Annotated in this window: 15 protein-coding genes; 8 read left to right on the forward strand and 7 right to left on the reverse strand. The window is 64.6% G+C overall.

What is annotated here, in order from left to right; translation table 11 throughout:
- Positions 1-7: 7 nt before the first annotated feature.
- A complete protein-coding gene (locus ACN6KF_RS00135; protein ID WP_434954879.1) occupies positions 8-913 on the forward strand; it encodes an aminoglycoside phosphotransferase family protein in 906 nt (301 codons plus the stop codon).
- 165 nt (positions 914-1,078) lie between these two features.
- A complete protein-coding gene (locus ACN6KF_RS00140) occupies positions 1,079-1,807 on the forward strand; it encodes an HAD family hydrolase (RefSeq protein WP_434954880.1) in 729 nt (242 codons plus the stop codon).
- 54 nt (positions 1,808-1,861) lie between these two features.
- Here the strand turns inward: ACN6KF_RS00140 and ACN6KF_RS00145 are convergent, their stop codons facing one another.
- The 3 genes from ACN6KF_RS00145 to ACN6KF_RS00155 all read right to left on the reverse strand — a co-directional run bounded on the left by ACN6KF_RS00145 (position 1,862) and on the right by ACN6KF_RS00155 (position 6,820).
- On the reverse strand, positions 1,862-3,349 hold the full coding sequence (locus ACN6KF_RS00145; protein ID WP_434954881.1) for a nucleobase:cation symporter-2 family protein: 1,488 nt from the start codon (positions 3,347-3,349) through the stop codon (positions 1,862-1,864).
- Between the two features lie 580 nt (positions 3,350-3,929).
- On the reverse strand, positions 3,930-5,117 hold the full coding sequence (locus tag ACN6KF_RS00150) for a DUF2778 domain-containing protein (RefSeq protein WP_434954882.1): 1,188 nt from the start codon (positions 5,115-5,117) through the stop codon (positions 3,930-3,932).
- A 281-nt stretch (positions 5,118-5,398) separates the two neighbouring features.
- Positions 5,399-6,820, reverse strand: coding sequence for an aminotransferase-like domain-containing protein (locus tag ACN6KF_RS00155; protein ID WP_434954883.1), 1,422 nt, complete (start codon positions 6,818-6,820; stop codon positions 5,399-5,401).
- Between the two features lie 157 nt (positions 6,821-6,977).
- Between ACN6KF_RS00155 and ACN6KF_RS00160 the strand changes: the two genes are divergently transcribed.
- Positions 6,978-7,397 (forward strand): DUF983 domain-containing protein, encoded by a 420-nt coding sequence (locus ACN6KF_RS00160; RefSeq protein WP_434954884.1) that lies wholly within the window; start codon positions 6,978-6,980, stop codon positions 7,395-7,397.
- Between the two features lie 95 nt (positions 7,398-7,492).
- A complete protein-coding gene (locus ACN6KF_RS00165) occupies positions 7,493-8,401 on the forward strand; it encodes a hypothetical protein (protein WP_434954885.1) in 909 nt (302 codons plus the stop codon).
- A gap of 19 nt (positions 8,402-8,420) precedes the next feature.
- Here ACN6KF_RS00165 and ACN6KF_RS00170 read toward each other — a convergent pair whose 3' ends face one another.
- Entirely contained in the window at positions 8,421-9,878 is a 1,458-nt protein-coding gene (locus ACN6KF_RS00170; protein WP_434954886.1) for a DHA2 family efflux MFS transporter permease subunit, read from the reverse strand.
- 379 nt (positions 9,879-10,257) lie between these two features.
- Here ACN6KF_RS00170 and ACN6KF_RS00175 point away from each other — a divergent pair, with 379 nt between their 5' ends.
- From ACN6KF_RS00175 to ACN6KF_RS00185, 3 genes are all read left to right on the forward strand, one after another.
- The gene (locus ACN6KF_RS00175) at positions 10,258-10,464 is read left to right on the forward strand and encodes a hypothetical protein (RefSeq protein ID WP_434954887.1); all 207 of its coding nucleotides are present in this window, start codon (positions 10,258-10,260) and stop codon (positions 10,462-10,464) included.
- A gap of 377 nt (positions 10,465-10,841) precedes the next feature.
- A complete protein-coding gene (locus tag ACN6KF_RS00180; protein ID WP_434954888.1) occupies positions 10,842-11,378 on the forward strand; it encodes an HNH endonuclease in 537 nt (178 codons plus the stop codon).
- 107 nt (positions 11,379-11,485) lie between these two features.
- The gene (locus ACN6KF_RS00185) at positions 11,486-12,211 is read left to right on the forward strand and encodes a haloacid dehalogenase type II (protein ID WP_434954889.1); all 726 of its coding nucleotides are present in this window, start codon (positions 11,486-11,488) and stop codon (positions 12,209-12,211) included.
- 9 nt (positions 12,212-12,220) lie between these two features.
- Here the strand turns inward: ACN6KF_RS00185 and ACN6KF_RS00190 are convergent, their stop codons facing one another.
- Positions 12,221-13,258 carry an aldo/keto reductase gene (locus tag ACN6KF_RS00190; protein ID WP_434954890.1) on the reverse strand — a complete coding sequence of 346 codons (1,038 nt, stop codon included), beginning with the start codon at positions 13,256-13,258 and terminating at the stop codon, positions 12,221-12,223.
- A 91-nt stretch (positions 13,259-13,349) separates the two neighbouring features.
- Positions 13,350-14,234, reverse strand: coding sequence for a LysR family transcriptional regulator ArgP (locus tag ACN6KF_RS00195; RefSeq protein WP_434954891.1), 885 nt, complete (start codon positions 14,232-14,234; stop codon positions 13,350-13,352).
- Positions 14,235-14,347: 113 nt separating this feature from the next.
- Here ACN6KF_RS00195 and ACN6KF_RS00200 point away from each other — a divergent pair, with 113 nt between their 5' ends.
- On the forward strand, positions 14,348-14,947 hold the full coding sequence (locus ACN6KF_RS00200; RefSeq protein ID WP_434954892.1) for a LysE/ArgO family amino acid transporter: 600 nt from the start codon (positions 14,348-14,350) through the stop codon (positions 14,945-14,947).
- A gap of 34 nt (positions 14,948-14,981) precedes the next feature.
- Here the strand turns inward: ACN6KF_RS00200 and ACN6KF_RS00205 are convergent, their stop codons facing one another.
- Complete coding sequence (locus ACN6KF_RS00205; protein ID WP_434954893.1) at positions 14,982-15,662, reverse strand: response regulator; 681 nt, start codon at positions 15,660-15,662, stop codon at positions 14,982-14,984.
- Between the last annotated feature and the right edge of the window lie 45 nt (positions 15,663-15,707).

Raw genomic sequence — 15,707 nt, forward strand, 5'->3', positions numbered from 1 at the left:
ATGCCGCATGGCCGGCCGCTTGACGATCGAAGCCGAACTGGTGCGCCGCCTGGTCGATAGCCAGTTTCCTGATTGGGCCGATCAGCCGGTCCGGCCGGTCGAGCGCAATGGCTGGGACAATACCACTTTCCGCCTGGGCGAGGACAAGAAGGTGCGCCTGCCGACCGCCGCCTCCTATGTGCCGCAAGTCGAGAAGGAATGGCGCTTTCTGCCCGTGCTGGCTTCGCATCTGCCATTGCCGATTCCCGCACCGCTCGCCCTCGGCCGTCCCGCGGAGGGCTATCCCTATCCCTGGTCGGTCTATCGCTGGATCGAGGGTGAGCCGGCGGTGTTCGAGCATCTCGCCGATCCCGTTGGATTCGCGGCCGACCTCGCGCAGTTCCTGCTGGCGCTGCAGCGTGCGCCCGCAGAGGGGCCGGCCGCCGGTGCGGACAATTTCTATCGTGGCGGGGCGCTGAGCGTCTATGACGCCGAGACGCGGCGCTGCCTCGACCAATTACGGGGCGAAATCGACGCCGGCGCGGCAGGCCGGGTCTGGGAGGGGGCGCTGGCGACACGGTGGCAACGGCCTCCCGTCTGGGTGCATGGCGATATCGCCGTCGGCAACCTGCTGATACGCAACGGGAAGCTGAGCGCCGTGATCGATTTCGGCAGCAGTGCCGTCGGCGATCCCGCCTGCGATCTGGTGATCGCCTGGACCTTCCTCCGGGGCGAGAGCCGGGCGGCCTTCAAGGCGAAACTGGCGGCTGAGGCGGGATTTGACGAGGCTATCTGGGCCCGCGCCCGTGGCTGGGCCCTGTGGAAGGCCCTGCTCATCTGCTGTGGGCACGGCAGTACTCTGCCCACCGAACGATCGGCCCGGGAGGTGATCGCCGCCGTGCTGGATGAGCATGCCGAGAACGGGCCAGCCTGACGCCGCGATTTTGGTTTTCGCGAGCTGTGCCAGGTGCCAATCTCCTACCGGAGCGTTTTCCGGAAGATCGATAGACTCCTCATTGCGAAAACGCGTCAAAGCAAGAAGTCTGAGTGAGCAAGCGTTCAGCCGAGAGGGCGCTTATTGCTGCTGAGGTGTTCGACCATGCTGCCCAGGGCCATTCTCTTTGATCTCGACGATACCCTCATTACCGAAGGGGATCGCCTATTGGCGTTGCAGGATGTGGCTGGTGAATTCGCAGCCGAGCTTGGCCCGCATGCGGCCGACCATGTTGCCGGCGCGCTCGACGAGGCGCTCCAGGCCTTCTGGTCCGACCCCGAGAGGGCCAGGGCGGCGCGGTTGAGCCTCGGCGGCAGCAGTATTGCCGAAGTGCGGCTAGCCGTGATCTCGGCCGCCCTTGAGAAATGGGGGGTGCCGAGCCTGGCCGTGCGCTTCTGCCAGCGCTTTGCGGCGGTACGGGCGGAGCGGCATGGTTTCTTCCCAGGCGCTCTCGAGACCTTGGGGGCACTACGTGCCGAAGGCGTGTGTCTTGCGTTGGTGACCAATGGCGCGGCGGACATGCAGCGCGCCAAGATCGAGCGCTATCAGCTCTCCGGCCTGTTCGACCATATCCAGATCGAGGGCGAATACGGTTTCGGCAAGCCTGACCGGCGGGCCTATGATCATGCTTTGAGCAGCCTCGGCGTGCGGCCGCAAGAGGCCTGGATGGTCGGTGACAATCTCGAATGGGAAGTCGTGGCGCCGCAGCGCCTCGGCATCTATGCCGTCTGGCATGACCCCTTCGGGCGAGGCCTGCCGGCGGCCAGCGACGCTCGCCCGGATGGCATCATCCGGCATCTGCCCGAACTCTTGAAGAGGACGGCACCGGCTTGAAAGGGCCGCCCCCGGCCCCAGCATGCCCGGGGCAGGGGGCGGCCTTATCCGGTATCAGTGATGGCCCGGGCCCTCGACCTTCACCTCGCTGCCCTTGGCATCGTAGAGCTTGCCGTTGAGGAAATAGTCGCCCTCATGCAGCATCGAGATGTCCTGGTAGCGCAAGGTGCGTTCCATGCCGGCTACGAACACGGACTGCTGATCGGAATTACCGGCCCGTAGATGGTTGAACACCAGGTTCAGCGTGATCGCCATCAGGGCGGCCGAGCTGATGCCCGAATGGAAGATGGTGACGAACCAGGACGGGAAATGCTCGTAGAACTGCGGCGCGGCGATCGGAATCATGCCGAACCCGATCGAGGTCGCCACGATGATGAGGTTCATGTTGTTGGCGTAGTCGACCTTGGACAAGGAGCGGATGCCGCTGGCCGCCACCGTGCCGAAGAGCACGATGCCGGCCCCCCCCAGAACCGAGGGGGGTACGGCCGCGATCACCCGTCCCATTACCGGCAGCAGGCCGAGTGTCACCAGGATGAAGCCGGTGGTGGCCACCACGAAACGGCTCTTGATGCCGGTGACCGCGATCAGGCCGACATTCTGGGCAAAGGCGCTCTGGGTGAAGGAGCCGAAGATCGGCGCCAGGGTCGAGGAAAGCATGTCGGCGCGCAGGCCATCGCCCAGGCGACGTGAGTCAACCTTGGTGCCGATGATCTCACCCACGGCCAGGATGTCGGCCGAGGTCTCCACCAGGGTCACGATGATGACGATGAACATCGAGACGGTGGCGGCGACGCCGAAGGTCGGCCAACCGAAATGGAACAGGCTGGGCAGGGCCGCGGTGGGGCCGCTGGCAACCTTGGAGAAGTCGGTCATGCCGAAGGCCATGGCGATTGCCGTGCCGATCACCATGGAGAGCAGGATCGACAGGCGCGAAATGGCGGCGTTGCCGAGTTTGCTCAGGAGCAGCACGGTGCCGAGCGTGGCGCCGGCAAGCGCGATATTGGGCACGCTGCCGAAATCGGGAGACTTGGGATTGCCGCCCATCGCCCAGCGCGCCGCCACCGGCATCAGCGTCAGGCCGATGGTGGTGATCACGATGCCGGTGACCAGAGGCGGGAAGAACTGCGTGATCTTGGAGAAGATCGGCGTGATCAGAAGGCCGAGCAGGGAGGCCGCCATCACCGCGCCGAGCACGGCCGGCAGGCCGCCACCGGTGGGGCTGACGACGATGGCAACCATGGTGGCGACACCGGCAAAGGAGACGCCCTGCACGAGGGGCAGGCGGCAGCCGAAAAGGGGCAGTCCCAAGGTCTGCAGGATGGTAGCAAGACCGCCCGCGAACAGCGAGGCGGTGATCAGCATGCCAACTTCTTCAGGCGCCAGGCCGGCCGCCTGGCCGACGATCAGGGGGACGGCAACGATGCCGCCATACATGGTCAGGACATGCTGCAGGCCATAGGCCAGGTTGGCGCCGATGCCCAGATTCTCGTCTTCGGGGCGCTGCAAGGCAGGGGCAGCGGTGCCGATGGATGTTGAACTCAAGCCGGTTTCCTCCTTCACGCGTTCTTATCGAATGCAATTCCCGGACCAGACGAGCGCGAGGCGATGCCACGACGGCCTGTCAGCCCATGCGGGGGAAGCCCGCATGCAAAACGGGTACTTGGCCTGCTGCTCATCGTCCGCGCGGGGGCGCAGGCAATGGCGGACAGACATGGCGTAGCGAGTGGTGCGCCGCGGCACTTTCAAGAGCCTCGGGCGAAGGAGTGCAGCGTTCCGGTCTCCCTTGGCCAGCATGCACTCGAAGAATTGACTTCGTTCTATTGATTGCAGCTATGATCCAACAGGATAGAAGCTGTTGGAAGTAGGCCCCGATCGGAAGGACTTCCGCGCCGGATGTGATAATGCCTGTGTAGCGCGGCAGGCGGCCTGCGGCGAATATTGCGGCACCGTCGTCAATACGATGCGGCTACTCGGCTGCCGCAGCCAAGGCGCGAGCCGGATCTGTCAGATTGAATGACAGGCTACGATCCTAAAGCAAAAAGCGCTTGAGCGTAAACGCTCCTTTGTTTGAACGCATCTTTGCGGAGGGGCTTTCCTCACGCCGCAAAGTGCTTCGATGCGATCAGCGGCCGGAGGCAAACCACCAGCGGCTCGTGTTGCGCGAGGCAATCTGGCTGCTGGCCTTGCCGTTTCCGGTGACGACCACCAGCCTGTTGACCTCGCCGTTGCGATAGGCGCGCAGGAAGCGAGCATAGTCCTTGAAGGATACGCAACCGTTCGAATCGCCGCGCGGTCCGAGCATGTAGGTGTGCGCCAGCAGGCCGTCGCGGCCGAGGACGGTACCGGATCCGCCGGCAGGGATCATGCGCAGCGCGGCAACGCCATGAAACAGGGCTTCGCGGGGCCTGAGGTCATAGGTCTGGGGCGGCGTGGCGCCCCGGTTCTTCACATGCACCGAGCCGGGATCGTCGAGGAATGGCCCGAGGCCGGAATGGGCTTCCAGGCGCTCGCCGCCGGGCAGATAGACCGTGCGGGCGGAGATGTCATAGACCGCGGTGCGATTGCCGGCCACCGGCCGAGACAGCGGCGCTTCGATGGTGGGGCGGTCGAGAGGGCGTCCCTCATCGGGGGCAATGGAGGCGAGGGCTGTCAGGGGGATGGCCGGACGGGTGGGCGGTAGCGGCACCAGATCGGCTGGATCGCCTTCGGCAAAGCGACTGTCAATCTGGCTGCCATCGATTTGGCCGTCACCGGTCGGGCGGATCGGTGGCAGGGGCAGGGCTTCGGCAGAGGCTTCGGGCAGGCTGCCGGTGACGACGACATCCGGCGCCACCTGCTCCGCTGGCGGCGAAGGCAGGGCCGCGACCGTCTGTACGGAACGAATGACGGGAAGGGCCTCGTGCGTGCCGTCGGCATCCGGGGCAAAGGACATCAGGCTGGCCAGCACGGGTGAGGCCGAGTGAACGCGTCCGCGCGGGGCGGGCAGACGCACGCCCTCCGCGATTTCGGGGCCGGTGTTGTCGGGGGCGGGTTCGGCAGCGGCGACCGGAGTCTCGTGTTCCGTGGGGCGGGGCACCGGCCGGAGCACGCCCGCCTGCACCAGAGCCTTGGGGGCGAAGGGATCTTCGGCGCGTAGTTGGAGATGGGCAGGCCTGGAGGCCGAGACCATCGAGGGCGCCACCAACGCGATCGCTGTCCAGGCCGCGGCGGTCGCTCCGAAACAAAGGCCCGCAAGTGCCATCCAGCCGGCGGTGTTCCGGCGAGGCCTTCGGCCTCGGACATGGCTGCCGGGAGAACGGGCGTGGGTCATGTTACTCGCTTCCGGACGGCCAGGCGGCCTTGCGGCGCGAGGACCTTCGGTTGGGTACTGAATGCGGTTGCTGGCGAGGGGAAACGCCTCGCGTCATCGATCCGCCGATCGACCCGCAAATCTTTGCCCAATCTTGGTAACCAAACCCTTTACATCCGAGCCCGGATTGTCCCGTTCGCACGATTGTGCAGCTCGTTAGCCGCGGCCATCGGCAGAAAGACGGCGCGAGTGACCGTGTCCATGACGATACCGGGCGGCCTCGTGGACCGGGAACGCTGCAATCATACGATGCCCGGCACACCCTCCGGCGGTACCGAAAGCAGGGCTGCCAGCGTGTTGAGGCCCTGGCGCAGGGCATCCTGGCTCGGCGCCGCACCGAGCGAGATGCGCAGGGCTGGTGGCGGGGCGCCGACGGCGAAGGCAGCGCTGCCGACCAAAGCGAGTCCGGCCTTGCGGGCGACCGCGCTGAGATCGGCACCGACCCAGGCTGAAGGCAGGCTGAGCCAGAGATGCTGAGCATCGGAGGCCGCGCGATAGGCGAAGCCGTTCAGCGCCGTCGCGGCGACCGTCTGGCGCGCGTGGTTCTCACGGCGGATGGCGGCAGTCAGGCGCGCCATCGTGCCGTCCTTGATCCAGGCGGTCGCCAAGCCAGCCATCAGAGGTGGCGCCATCAAATTGATGATCCGGGTCTGGGCGGTGATTTCGAGCGCCTCGGCCTGGCCCGGCGTGACGACATAGGCCAATCTCAGCGCGGGCGTCGCGCATTTTGACAGTGTGGCGACATGCCAGCTCCGCTCCGGAGCGAGGGCTGCGAGCGGAGGCGGGCTCTGCTCGGGCAGGGCGCCATAGGCGTCGTCCTCGATGAAGGCGATGTCGTGCTTGCGTGCGATGGCGACCAGGGCCTGCCGGCGCTCGGCGGACAAGGTCGCGGTGGTCGGGTTGTCGAGCGTCGGTACGCAATAGAGCGCCCTCGGCCGGCTCGTTCGGCAGAGTTCTTCGAACGCGTCGGGAAGCAGGCCATCCCCGTCGGTGCGCACCGATGCCAGCCTCACGCCGCAGCGGGCGGCCACCGAGCGTAGGCCGGGATAGGTGACTTCAGGCGCCGCCAGCACGGAGCCCGGCTCGAGCAGGGCCGAGACCACGGCGAAGAGGGCGGCTTGCGAGCCGGAGGTCACCACCAGCCGCTCGGGTGCGACCGGCCCGAGGCGGGGCGCCAGGAAGCGTGCACCGGCCGCACGGTCGCCGGGAATGCCGGCATTGTCCTGATAATGCAGCCGCGCCAGCGCATGGGGCGAGGCGAGGACGGTGGCGATGCCTTCGGCGATGGCCTCGCGCAGCCCGGCCTCGGCCGGCTGGGGCGGCATGTTCATGCTTAGATCGATCAGGGCCATCGCCTCGGCCGAGCGGGGTTCGTCGACGATCACGCGGGGAGGCACGATCCTGGCAAGGCTGACGATGGTGCCTCGCTTGGTGTTGCCCTCCACGAGTCCGGCGCGGCGAACCTCGTTGAAGGCCCGCGTCACCGTGGTGAGATCGACACCCAGCGCCTTGGCGAGCTGGCGCTGCGGCGGCAATTGCACGCCCGGTGCCAGGCGTCCTGAACGGATATCTGCCGAGAGTGCCTGGGCAATGGCGAGATATTTAGGCGCATCGCGGGCCAGTTCGGCGGGGAGCCAGAATGCCGCAGGCGAATTGTCTTGCATTTGTATGCCTACAATAATACAAAGAATGTGCTGATCGTCCGAGAAAATCGTAGGATTTTGATTTTTAAGGGCCGATCTCCTGATTCTTGTAGGCAGGATAGCGATATTTGTATGGAATATCAATCCATACATTTGATGCGGACGAAGGAGCTCTTCGATGGAAGAACAATCGGCAGCCTCTCAATCGATCTGGCGCTGCGGCATGCGTGGCCGCTGCCCGCGGTGCGGACAGGGCAAGCTCTTCAACGGCTTCCTGACGATCGCTCCCAAATGCAACGCCTGCGGGCTCGATTATTCTTTCGCCGATCCGGCGGATGGGCCGGCCTTCTTCGTGATGATGACCATGGCTTTTCCGGCCACCGGCTTCGGCATGTGGATGGAACTGAGCTTCGAGCCGCCGCTCTGGGTGCATTTCGTCACCACGCTGCCCTTCCTGCTGCTCTCCTGCATCCCGATCCTGCGCCCGATCAAGGGGGTGCTGGTGGCAAGCCAATATATCAACAAGGCGGAGGAGGGGCGCCTGGTGCCGCCGGACGAGATCCTGCAAGAGCCGCCGCGCCTGGCTCGGCAGACCTGAAGGGACCCGGTTGCCTCTTCCGGTTGCAATGGGTCAGAATGGCGGGCCTCTCCAAGAGCAAATGCTCAATCGACTGAAACAGCTGGGCTCGCCGTATGTATTCGTCCTTCGCCGCTCCCATATCGCCGCGCGATTTCCATGACCACATCTATGCCGGTGAAATTGCCCGTTTCGCCGGACTGATGCCGATGCAGGCATTGGTGGCCTTCACGCGCAGCCTGCTGGAAGATGCTTTCCATCCGCATCAGCCGACCGAGATTCATCGCCATCTGCCCCATGACAGGCAGGTCGAGGAGTTTTCCCGGCTGCAGAAGGCGTTCGTCCAATCCGCGGAGGTCAAGCGCCTGTGGGGTGAGGTCTTCGCGACGCTCGGGCTCGATCCGGAGAAACTCGCCCGTGACCGGCTGCATCTTCGCTTCCAGCCTCATCAGGCCCCCGCTGTGAACCTGCCGAGGGCGCGCAGCACCGCCACCATCGCCTTCCACCGCGACACCTGGGGCTCCAACCTCTATGCGCAGACCAATTGGTGGGCGCCGATCTATCCGATCACGGCCGGGCGCACCTTTGCAATCTATCCGGATCTGTGGACCCGGGCGGTACCCAATACCAGCGCCTCCTTCGATCTCGAGGCCGTGCTGGCCCGCTCCAGGATCGCGGGCCGCCATGCCGTCGATGCCGATGATGCCATTCCGCATCTGAGCGCACCGGTGGATGTCGGAGCGGTCGAGCCGGTGGTGATCGAGCCGGGCGAGATAATCGCCTTTTCCAGTGCGCATGCGCATGCCGGCGTGCCCAATAGCACCGATTTCACGCGCATTTCGCTGGAGACGAGGACGCTCTGGATCGAGGATGTCGTGGCTGGGCGCGGCGCTCCCAATGTCGATGGCGACGCGCCCTGGATGGCACCCGGGTGGTTCCGGCGCGTCAGTGACGGCGCCAGGCTGACGGAACTCCTAGGGCTCAATGCCCTCGAGCCTTATCGGCGCGAAAGCCCGGTGGCCTGAGGACCGGCCGTCGTAGCGCTCAGGTCGCCTGCTCTGCCTCGTGCCGATTGCGATGGCCGCTCATCGATGCCCCGGCATTATGGGGCAGCTTGGCGCTCACCGGCGAAGCCAACAGTGAAATAGCGGTGACGAACAGGAACGCCATCGAGAAATCGGTCAACGTGGCGTGTTCGTGCCCCAGCACCAGCTTGGAGCCGGTCAGAGCGAGGGCGCCGGCGCAGATGCCGAAGGACAGCATCAACTGCTGGAAGGTGGTGTAGAAGCTGTTGGCCGATGATGTGCGGGTCGGCGGAATGTCATCGTAGCAGACGGTGTTGTAGGCGGTGAACTGCAGCGACATCGAGAAGCCGCAGACCAGCAGCACGGCGAAGATGGCCCAATGCGGCCAGTCGGGACGGAACAGGGCGCAGGCCGCATAGAGCAGGCTGGAAAACAGGCTGTTCCAGATCAATGTGGTGCGAAAGCCGAACCGCTTGAGGATCGGCTTGGCTGCCGCCTTCATCAGCATGGAGCCGCAGGCGGTGGCGAAGGTAAGCAGGCCACTCTCCACTGCCGACATGCCGAAGCCGATCTGCATCATCAGCGGCAACAGGAAGGGCTGGGCGCCTTGCGTGATGCGCGAGAGCGAGCCGGCGACCAGCGAGACGCGGAAGGTGCGCACCCGCATCAGCGTCAGATCGAGGATCGGGGCGAAGTCGCGTGGTTTGCGGGCATGGACGATGTAAACAGCGCCGCTGACGACGCCGATCACCAGCAGTGCGATGGCGAGCGGCGCTTCCTCGGCGCTGCCGCGGCTGGTCATTTCAAAGCCGAACAGCAGGCAGGCGAGCGAAACACCCGAGAGCACGAAGCCTTTCATGTCGAAGGGCTCGCGCTTGTCCTCCTTCATGTTGGGAATGAAGATCTGGGTCAGCACCAGCCCGAGCAGGCCGATCGGGATGTTGATGTAGAAGATCCAGCGCCAGTCGAGGAAGGTGACGATGAAGCCGCCGACTGGCGGGCCGAGGATCGGGCCGATCAGCGCCGGCACCAGCAGCCAGCCCATGGCAGAGACGAGGTCCGATTTGTCGACGGTACGCAGCAGCACCAGACGGCCGACCGGCACCATCATCGCGCCGCCCGCGCCCTGCAGCAGCCGCGCGGCGACGAGGACGGGCAGGGTCGGTGCCCAGGCGCACAGGATCGAGCCGAGCATGAACACGGCGATGGCGATGGAAAATACGCTGCGGGCGCCATAGCGGTCGGCGATCTTGCCGCTGGCGGGGATCAGCACTGCCAGGCTGAGCAGATAGGACGTCAGCGCGATGCTCATATGGGCCGGCGAGACGTCGAAGGAGTTTGCCATGGTGGGCAGGGCGGTCGCCAGGATGGTGGCGTCGAGCTGTTCCATGAACATGGCGCTGGCAATGATCAGCGCGGTGGTTCTGAAATTGGGCCGTGCCATTCGAGGCATCAGGCCGGCGGTCACTTCGGACATGGGAGCAGGCAATTCATGACAAGGCCCGTCCCAAAGGGCGGGCCAAAATTGTGGCCGACTCGACGCCGGTCATGACGCTTGGATATTTATAGGCAGGCTTTTGTTCCGACGAAATGGCAAAAGTAGGGAGAGACAACATATAGTTTCGCATAGCTGAATCGCGCTGCGCGAAACACAAGCCACATCGCAGGCGGAAGGAGCCGATGCCGCGAATCCTCCAGATCTTATCTGCATGTATAAGATATTATCTGATTGGATCAGGCTCATCGGAAAAGAGCCGAATTCTCTCGAAATTTTTGCTGTTTTCGCGAGTGATTGGTGCTTTCGCGCTTGATTTTTGTCGTTTTCGGGCGGCATAAGCCTAGTCATGGAGAAGGGGATGGGCCCCTTCCTTCAAGAACCGGACATGCCGTTGCCGACCAGTTTCAACATCTTTGCGTTTGCGGATGACGCCTCCCAATTGCCGGCCCTGGTGCCGAGCATGGGCATGCCTATCTGCAGCTTGGGCAAAGGTGGCGGCAGCGAATTGTCGAATACGAACCGTATGATCGTCGCCCGACTGGCGCTGGATCACACGAGAATCTGAACCGGCGGCAGGGCAGTCCCCTCCGCCTTGATGGCAGGAGGGTATGTACGCGCGCGGCACATTCCAAACAATCCGAAGCAAGCGGCATGTGCGCATGCCCGGGCATGCGTGCATGCCTGTCCAAGCAGAGTTTCCCAGCGCGGCCCTTGCACGGGCCTCGCCGGGAAACTCTGCAAATGTTCGGTATCGCGCAGAGCTGCGTGCACATCATTCTACTGTCATCATTCCGTCTTTTCGTTGCCGGACAACTGTCCAGCTAGACCAGCCAACGGGGCTGGCCGGGAGTCAGACAGCGAAAACCAGCCGCCGGCCGGATAACCGGTCATCCATTCCTCAAACCAGTGCCCAATCCCCGGAGTTCGAGCGTTGAGGTAGTCATGTCGTCCCACCCCGCTTTGATTTTAAATGCCGATTTCAGACCCTTGCGGTATTTCCCGCTCTCGCTGCTGTCGTGGCAGGATGCGCTGCGGGCCGTTTTTCTCGACCGCGTGAGCGTGGTGGCGGAATATGATGCCGTGGTGCGCAGCCCGTCGACGACGATGCGCCTGCCGTCGGTCGTTGCCCTGCGCGACTACCAGAAGGTGGAGCGCATGGTGCCGTTCACCCGCTTCAACCTGTTCCTGCGCGATGGCTTCACCTGCCAATATTGCGGCGATGGCTTCCAGGCGCGCGATTTGCAGTTCGAGCATGTGGTTCCCCGCTCCAAGGGCGGCGCGACCTCGTGGGAGAACATCGTGGCGGCCTGCGGCGACTGCAACGCCCGCAAGGCGGATCGCATGGACATGAAGCCCCTGCGCAAGCCGGCGAGGCCTTCGCCCTGGGAACTCCTGGAGACGAGCCGGCATTATCCGCACAACTATCTGCATGAAAGCTGGGTCGACTATCTCTACTGGGACAGCGAACTGGTTTCGTGAGGATTGGTGGACCGGAGGAGGGCGGTGGCGACACCGCCCTTTTCGCGTCATGGTGGCATAAGCTTGGCGACGCGGGTGGGATCGCAGGGCCCCGGGAGGAGAAAGAGATGCCGAAACTCACCGATTTCAAGGTCTTGACCTTCGATTGCTACGGCACGCTGATCGACTGGGAAACCGGCATCTGGAACGCGCTTCAGCCGCTGCTCAGCGCCAGCGGTCGCGCGATCGGCCGCGAGGAGGCGCTAACCGCCTTTGCCCGCCGCGAGACCGAGCAGGAACTCGAAACGCCATCGCTGCTCTATTCGACCCTGCTTACCGTCACCCATGCGCGGCTGGCGCATGACTGGGGCATTGCCGTCCATGCCGACCTGCATGAGCGCTTCGGCGCTTCCGTGCCGGACTGGCCGGCCTTTCCGGATTCGCGTGAGGCGCTCGCCTATCTCAAGCGGCACTACCGGCTGGCCGTACTCTCCAATGTCGACCGTCGCAGCTTCGCCGCCAGCAACACCAAGCTCGGTGGCCTCTTCGATGCGGTCTACACCGCCGAGGATGTCGGCTCCTACAAGCCGGATCCGCGTAATTTCAGCTATCTGCTCGAGCATTTGTCGCTGCAGTTCAGCCTCGAACCGGCCGATGTACTGCATACGGCCCAGAGCCTGCACCACGATCACGTCCCGGCATCGCGGATCGGCCTGGCGCGGGCCTGGATCGACCGCCGCGCCGGCAAGCAAGGTGGCGCCACTTTGACGGTCGAGGGTGTGTCCGAGCCCGATTTCCACTTCCACAGCCTCGGCGCGCTGGCCGAGGCACATCGCAAGGCGCATTCAGGCTGAAGGCGCCTTTCAGGGCGCCCTCGCATCGATCAAGCCCTGTTGGCGCAGATCGCTCCAGAAGGCGTCGGGGATGGCGACGCCGAGCAGGCTGACATTCTCGCGTGCCTGTTCGGGCGTGACGGCCCCCGAGATCACGCTCGCCACGATGGGATGGCGCAGCACGAACTGGAAGGCCGCCGCCTTGAGCGGCACGTTGTGGGCGGCGCAGACGGCCTCGATCTTGCGCACCTTCTCGATGATTTCGGGCGCGGCCGGGGTGTAGCGATAATAGGGCGTGGGCACGCCGGCTCCGGTGGCGAGGATGCCGGAGGCGAAGGGCGAGCCGATCACCACACCGACGCCGCGCTCCTCACAGAGCGGGAATTCGAGGTCGAGCGGGCCCTGGTCGATCAGCGTATAGGGCATGGCGACCAGGAAGAAATCGAGGTCGAAGCGCTTGAGCATTTCGGGAATGGTGCCGAGCACATTGACGCCGGCACCGATGCCCTGGATCTCGCCGTAATGCTTGAGCATTTCGAGCGCACGCCAGCCCGAGCGCTCCAGATCGAGGAAATGCTGCGCGACGAGGTCGGCCGAGCCGACATGCGGCACGTCGAGGTCATGGATGAGCAGGAGGTCGATACGGTTGATGCCGAGCCGCATCTGGCTTTGCTCATAGGCACGCATCACGCCGTCATAGGTGTAGTCGAAGCGCTCCTGAAAGGAGAGGCCGCCATACCAGAACGGGCCCTTGTAACTATCGACGTCCTTGGGGCGGTGGAAGGTGCGCCCGATCTTGGTGGAGAGGATGAAATCGGAGCGCGGCCTTTGCCGCAGTGCCTCGCCGAAACGCAATTCGCTGAGGCCGCGGCCGTACCAGGGCGAGGTATCGAAATAGCGGATGCCGGCATCCCAGGCGCCCCTGAAGGTGGCGCGGACTTTCTCCTCGTCGAGATTCTCGAACATGTCCCCCATCGGGCCGCCGCCGAGGCCGACGGGCGTGAGCATGACGGAGGTCTTGCCGAGCCGGCGCGGCGCGGCATTGCCGGGCATGATGGGGAGTTGCATGGGTTCCGTCCCTGGGATTTTGAAGATGGATTCTGATTTGTCCGACAATGGTAGTGGCAAACGCCGCCCTGTCCAGAGGGGGACGGCACAATCACCCTTGCTCAAGCCATGTCCGCGCCGTGCGCAGGATCGAGGCGGTGATGTCCTGGAGGCCTTTTTCGACGGCCCGGCTCCAGTGCCAGTAGAGCGGTACCATCAGCCGCGAACCTGGATGCATCGCGACGAGAGATCCCTGCTCGAGATGGGCCTTTACCAGCGATAGCGGGTTCATGCCCCAGCCGAGCCCGGCCAGGGCGCCGTCGACAAAGGCGCCGGAGGAGGGGATCCAATGGCTGGGCCGGCTGATAGGCCGGCCGAAAGTCTCGACCAGCCAGCGGTCCTGCAGCGCGTCCTTGGTGTTGAAGGTGAGGCAAGGGGCGTGCCGCACCGCTTCCTCGTCGAGACCGTCGGGGAACCAGCGGCGCATGAAGGCGGGGCTGGCGGTGGCGACATAGGTCTGCATGCCCAAGGCGCGGCTGCTACAGCCCTGTACGGGCCCCGGAGCGATGCCCACCGCCGCGCTGACTTCGCCGCGCCGCAGCCATTCGGCTGTGTTGCTTTCATCGTCGAGCACGAGATCGAACAGGCGCCCCTCCAACCCGGACAATGCGGGGAGGAACCAGGTCGCCAGGCTGTCGGCATTGACGGCGATGCGCACGGTGGGAGCCGGGCCGGATGGCACCAGGCCGCCGAGCTCGCTGCGCAGGCTATGCTCCATCAGGCCGACTTCCTCTGCATGGCGGCAGAGGCGTTTGCCGGCTGGCGTCGCCGTGCAGGGCTGCCCCCTGACGATCAGGCCGGTGCCGAGGCGTTCCTCCAGCAACTTCACGCGCTGGGAGATCGCCGAGGGCGTCACGCCAATTTCCTGCGCGGCTTTGTCGAAGGAACCGCTGCGCACCACGGCAGCCACGGCTTCCAGCAGGGCATAGTCCAGCATGGATTAATTTTCCTAATCCAATGGTAGATTATTTAAATTTTCTAATCCCGCCAGGATGTGTAGTCAAACCCTGCTCCGGCGACGACACCGGCGCATGCTCTGAAGGGGAGACCATGACCAACGCGCTCATATCCGGATTCCTGCTCGGCCTCAGCCTGATCGTGGCGATCGGTGCGCAGAACGCCTTCGTGCTGCGGCAGGGCCTGCGACGCGAGCATGTGTTTTGGGTCAGCCTCACCTGTGCCTTGTCGGATGCCGTGCTGATCAGCGCCGGGGTGGCCGGTTTCGGCGCGGTCGGCGTGGCCGTGCCCTGGATCGAGCCGGTGATGCGCTATGGCGGGGCCGCTTTCCTGGCGCTCTATGGCCTGCGCAGCTTCCGCTCCGCCCTTGCCGATCATGGCGGGCTCGATCCGGCCGAGGGCGCCGGACTGGGTTTGGGGCGGGCCCTCATGACCTGCCTCGCCTTCACCTGGCTCAACCCCCATGTCTATCTCGACACGGTGGTGCTGCTCGGCTCGATTTCCACGCAATATCCGAATGCCAAGACCGCCTTCGGCATCGGTGCGGTCTGCGCCTCCTTCCTGTTCTTCTTCTCGCTCGGTTATGGCGCCCGCCTGCTGCGCCCGCTCTTCGCCCGGCCGGGCGCCTGGCGGGTGCTGGACGGGCTGATCGGCATGACCATGTGCGGATTGGCGCTGAAGCTGGTGATGTGAGCATGGGGGCCGGTCTTCAGACCGGCCTGCATTCTTACTCCTCATCCTTCAGCCGGTAGCCGATGCCGGGCTCCGTCTGGATGATGCGGGGATTGGCGGGATCGCGTTCGATCTTGGTCCTGAGCTGACCGATGAAGACGCGCAGATAATGCAGGTCCTCGACATGCGCCGGGCCCCACACCGAGGTCAGCAATTGGCGATGGGTGACGACGCGGCCGGCATGGCGCGCCAGCATGGCGAGCAGGTCATATTCCTTGGGCGTGACGCGAACGGCCTCGCCGTCGCGGCTCACCAGCCGTTTCAGCGTGTCGATGACGAGGCCGTCGCTCTCGAAGCGGGTGGCGTTGCCCTCGTCATGGGCCCGATGGCGCAGGGCCGTGCGGATGCGGGCGATCAATTCGCCGATACCAAAGGGCTTTTCGACATAGTCGTCGGCGCCGAGATCGAGAGCGGCGATCTTCTCGGTCTCGCGGTCGCGGGCCGACAGCACGATGACAGGCACTTTCGACCACTCGCGTACCTTGGTGATGATGTCCTTGCCGTCCATGTCGGGCAGGCCGAGATCGAGGATGACGAGATCCGGCGCGGCGGTGGCGATCAGGCGCATGGCGTCGGCGCCGTTGACGGCCGGCGTCACCTCATAGCCGGCGGCGATCAACGCCGGTTTGAGGAAACGCTGGATCTGCGGCTCGTCGTCGACAACCAGAATGTGCATAAGACGGGAAACTCTTGGTGTGCCGGTCTTTAGAGCTCCATCAAG

Source organism: Labrys methylaminiphilus subsp. lupini, assembly GCF_051161885.1.
In the GTDB taxonomy this organism is placed as follows: Bacteria; Pseudomonadota; Alphaproteobacteria; order Rhizobiales; family Labraceae; genus Labrys.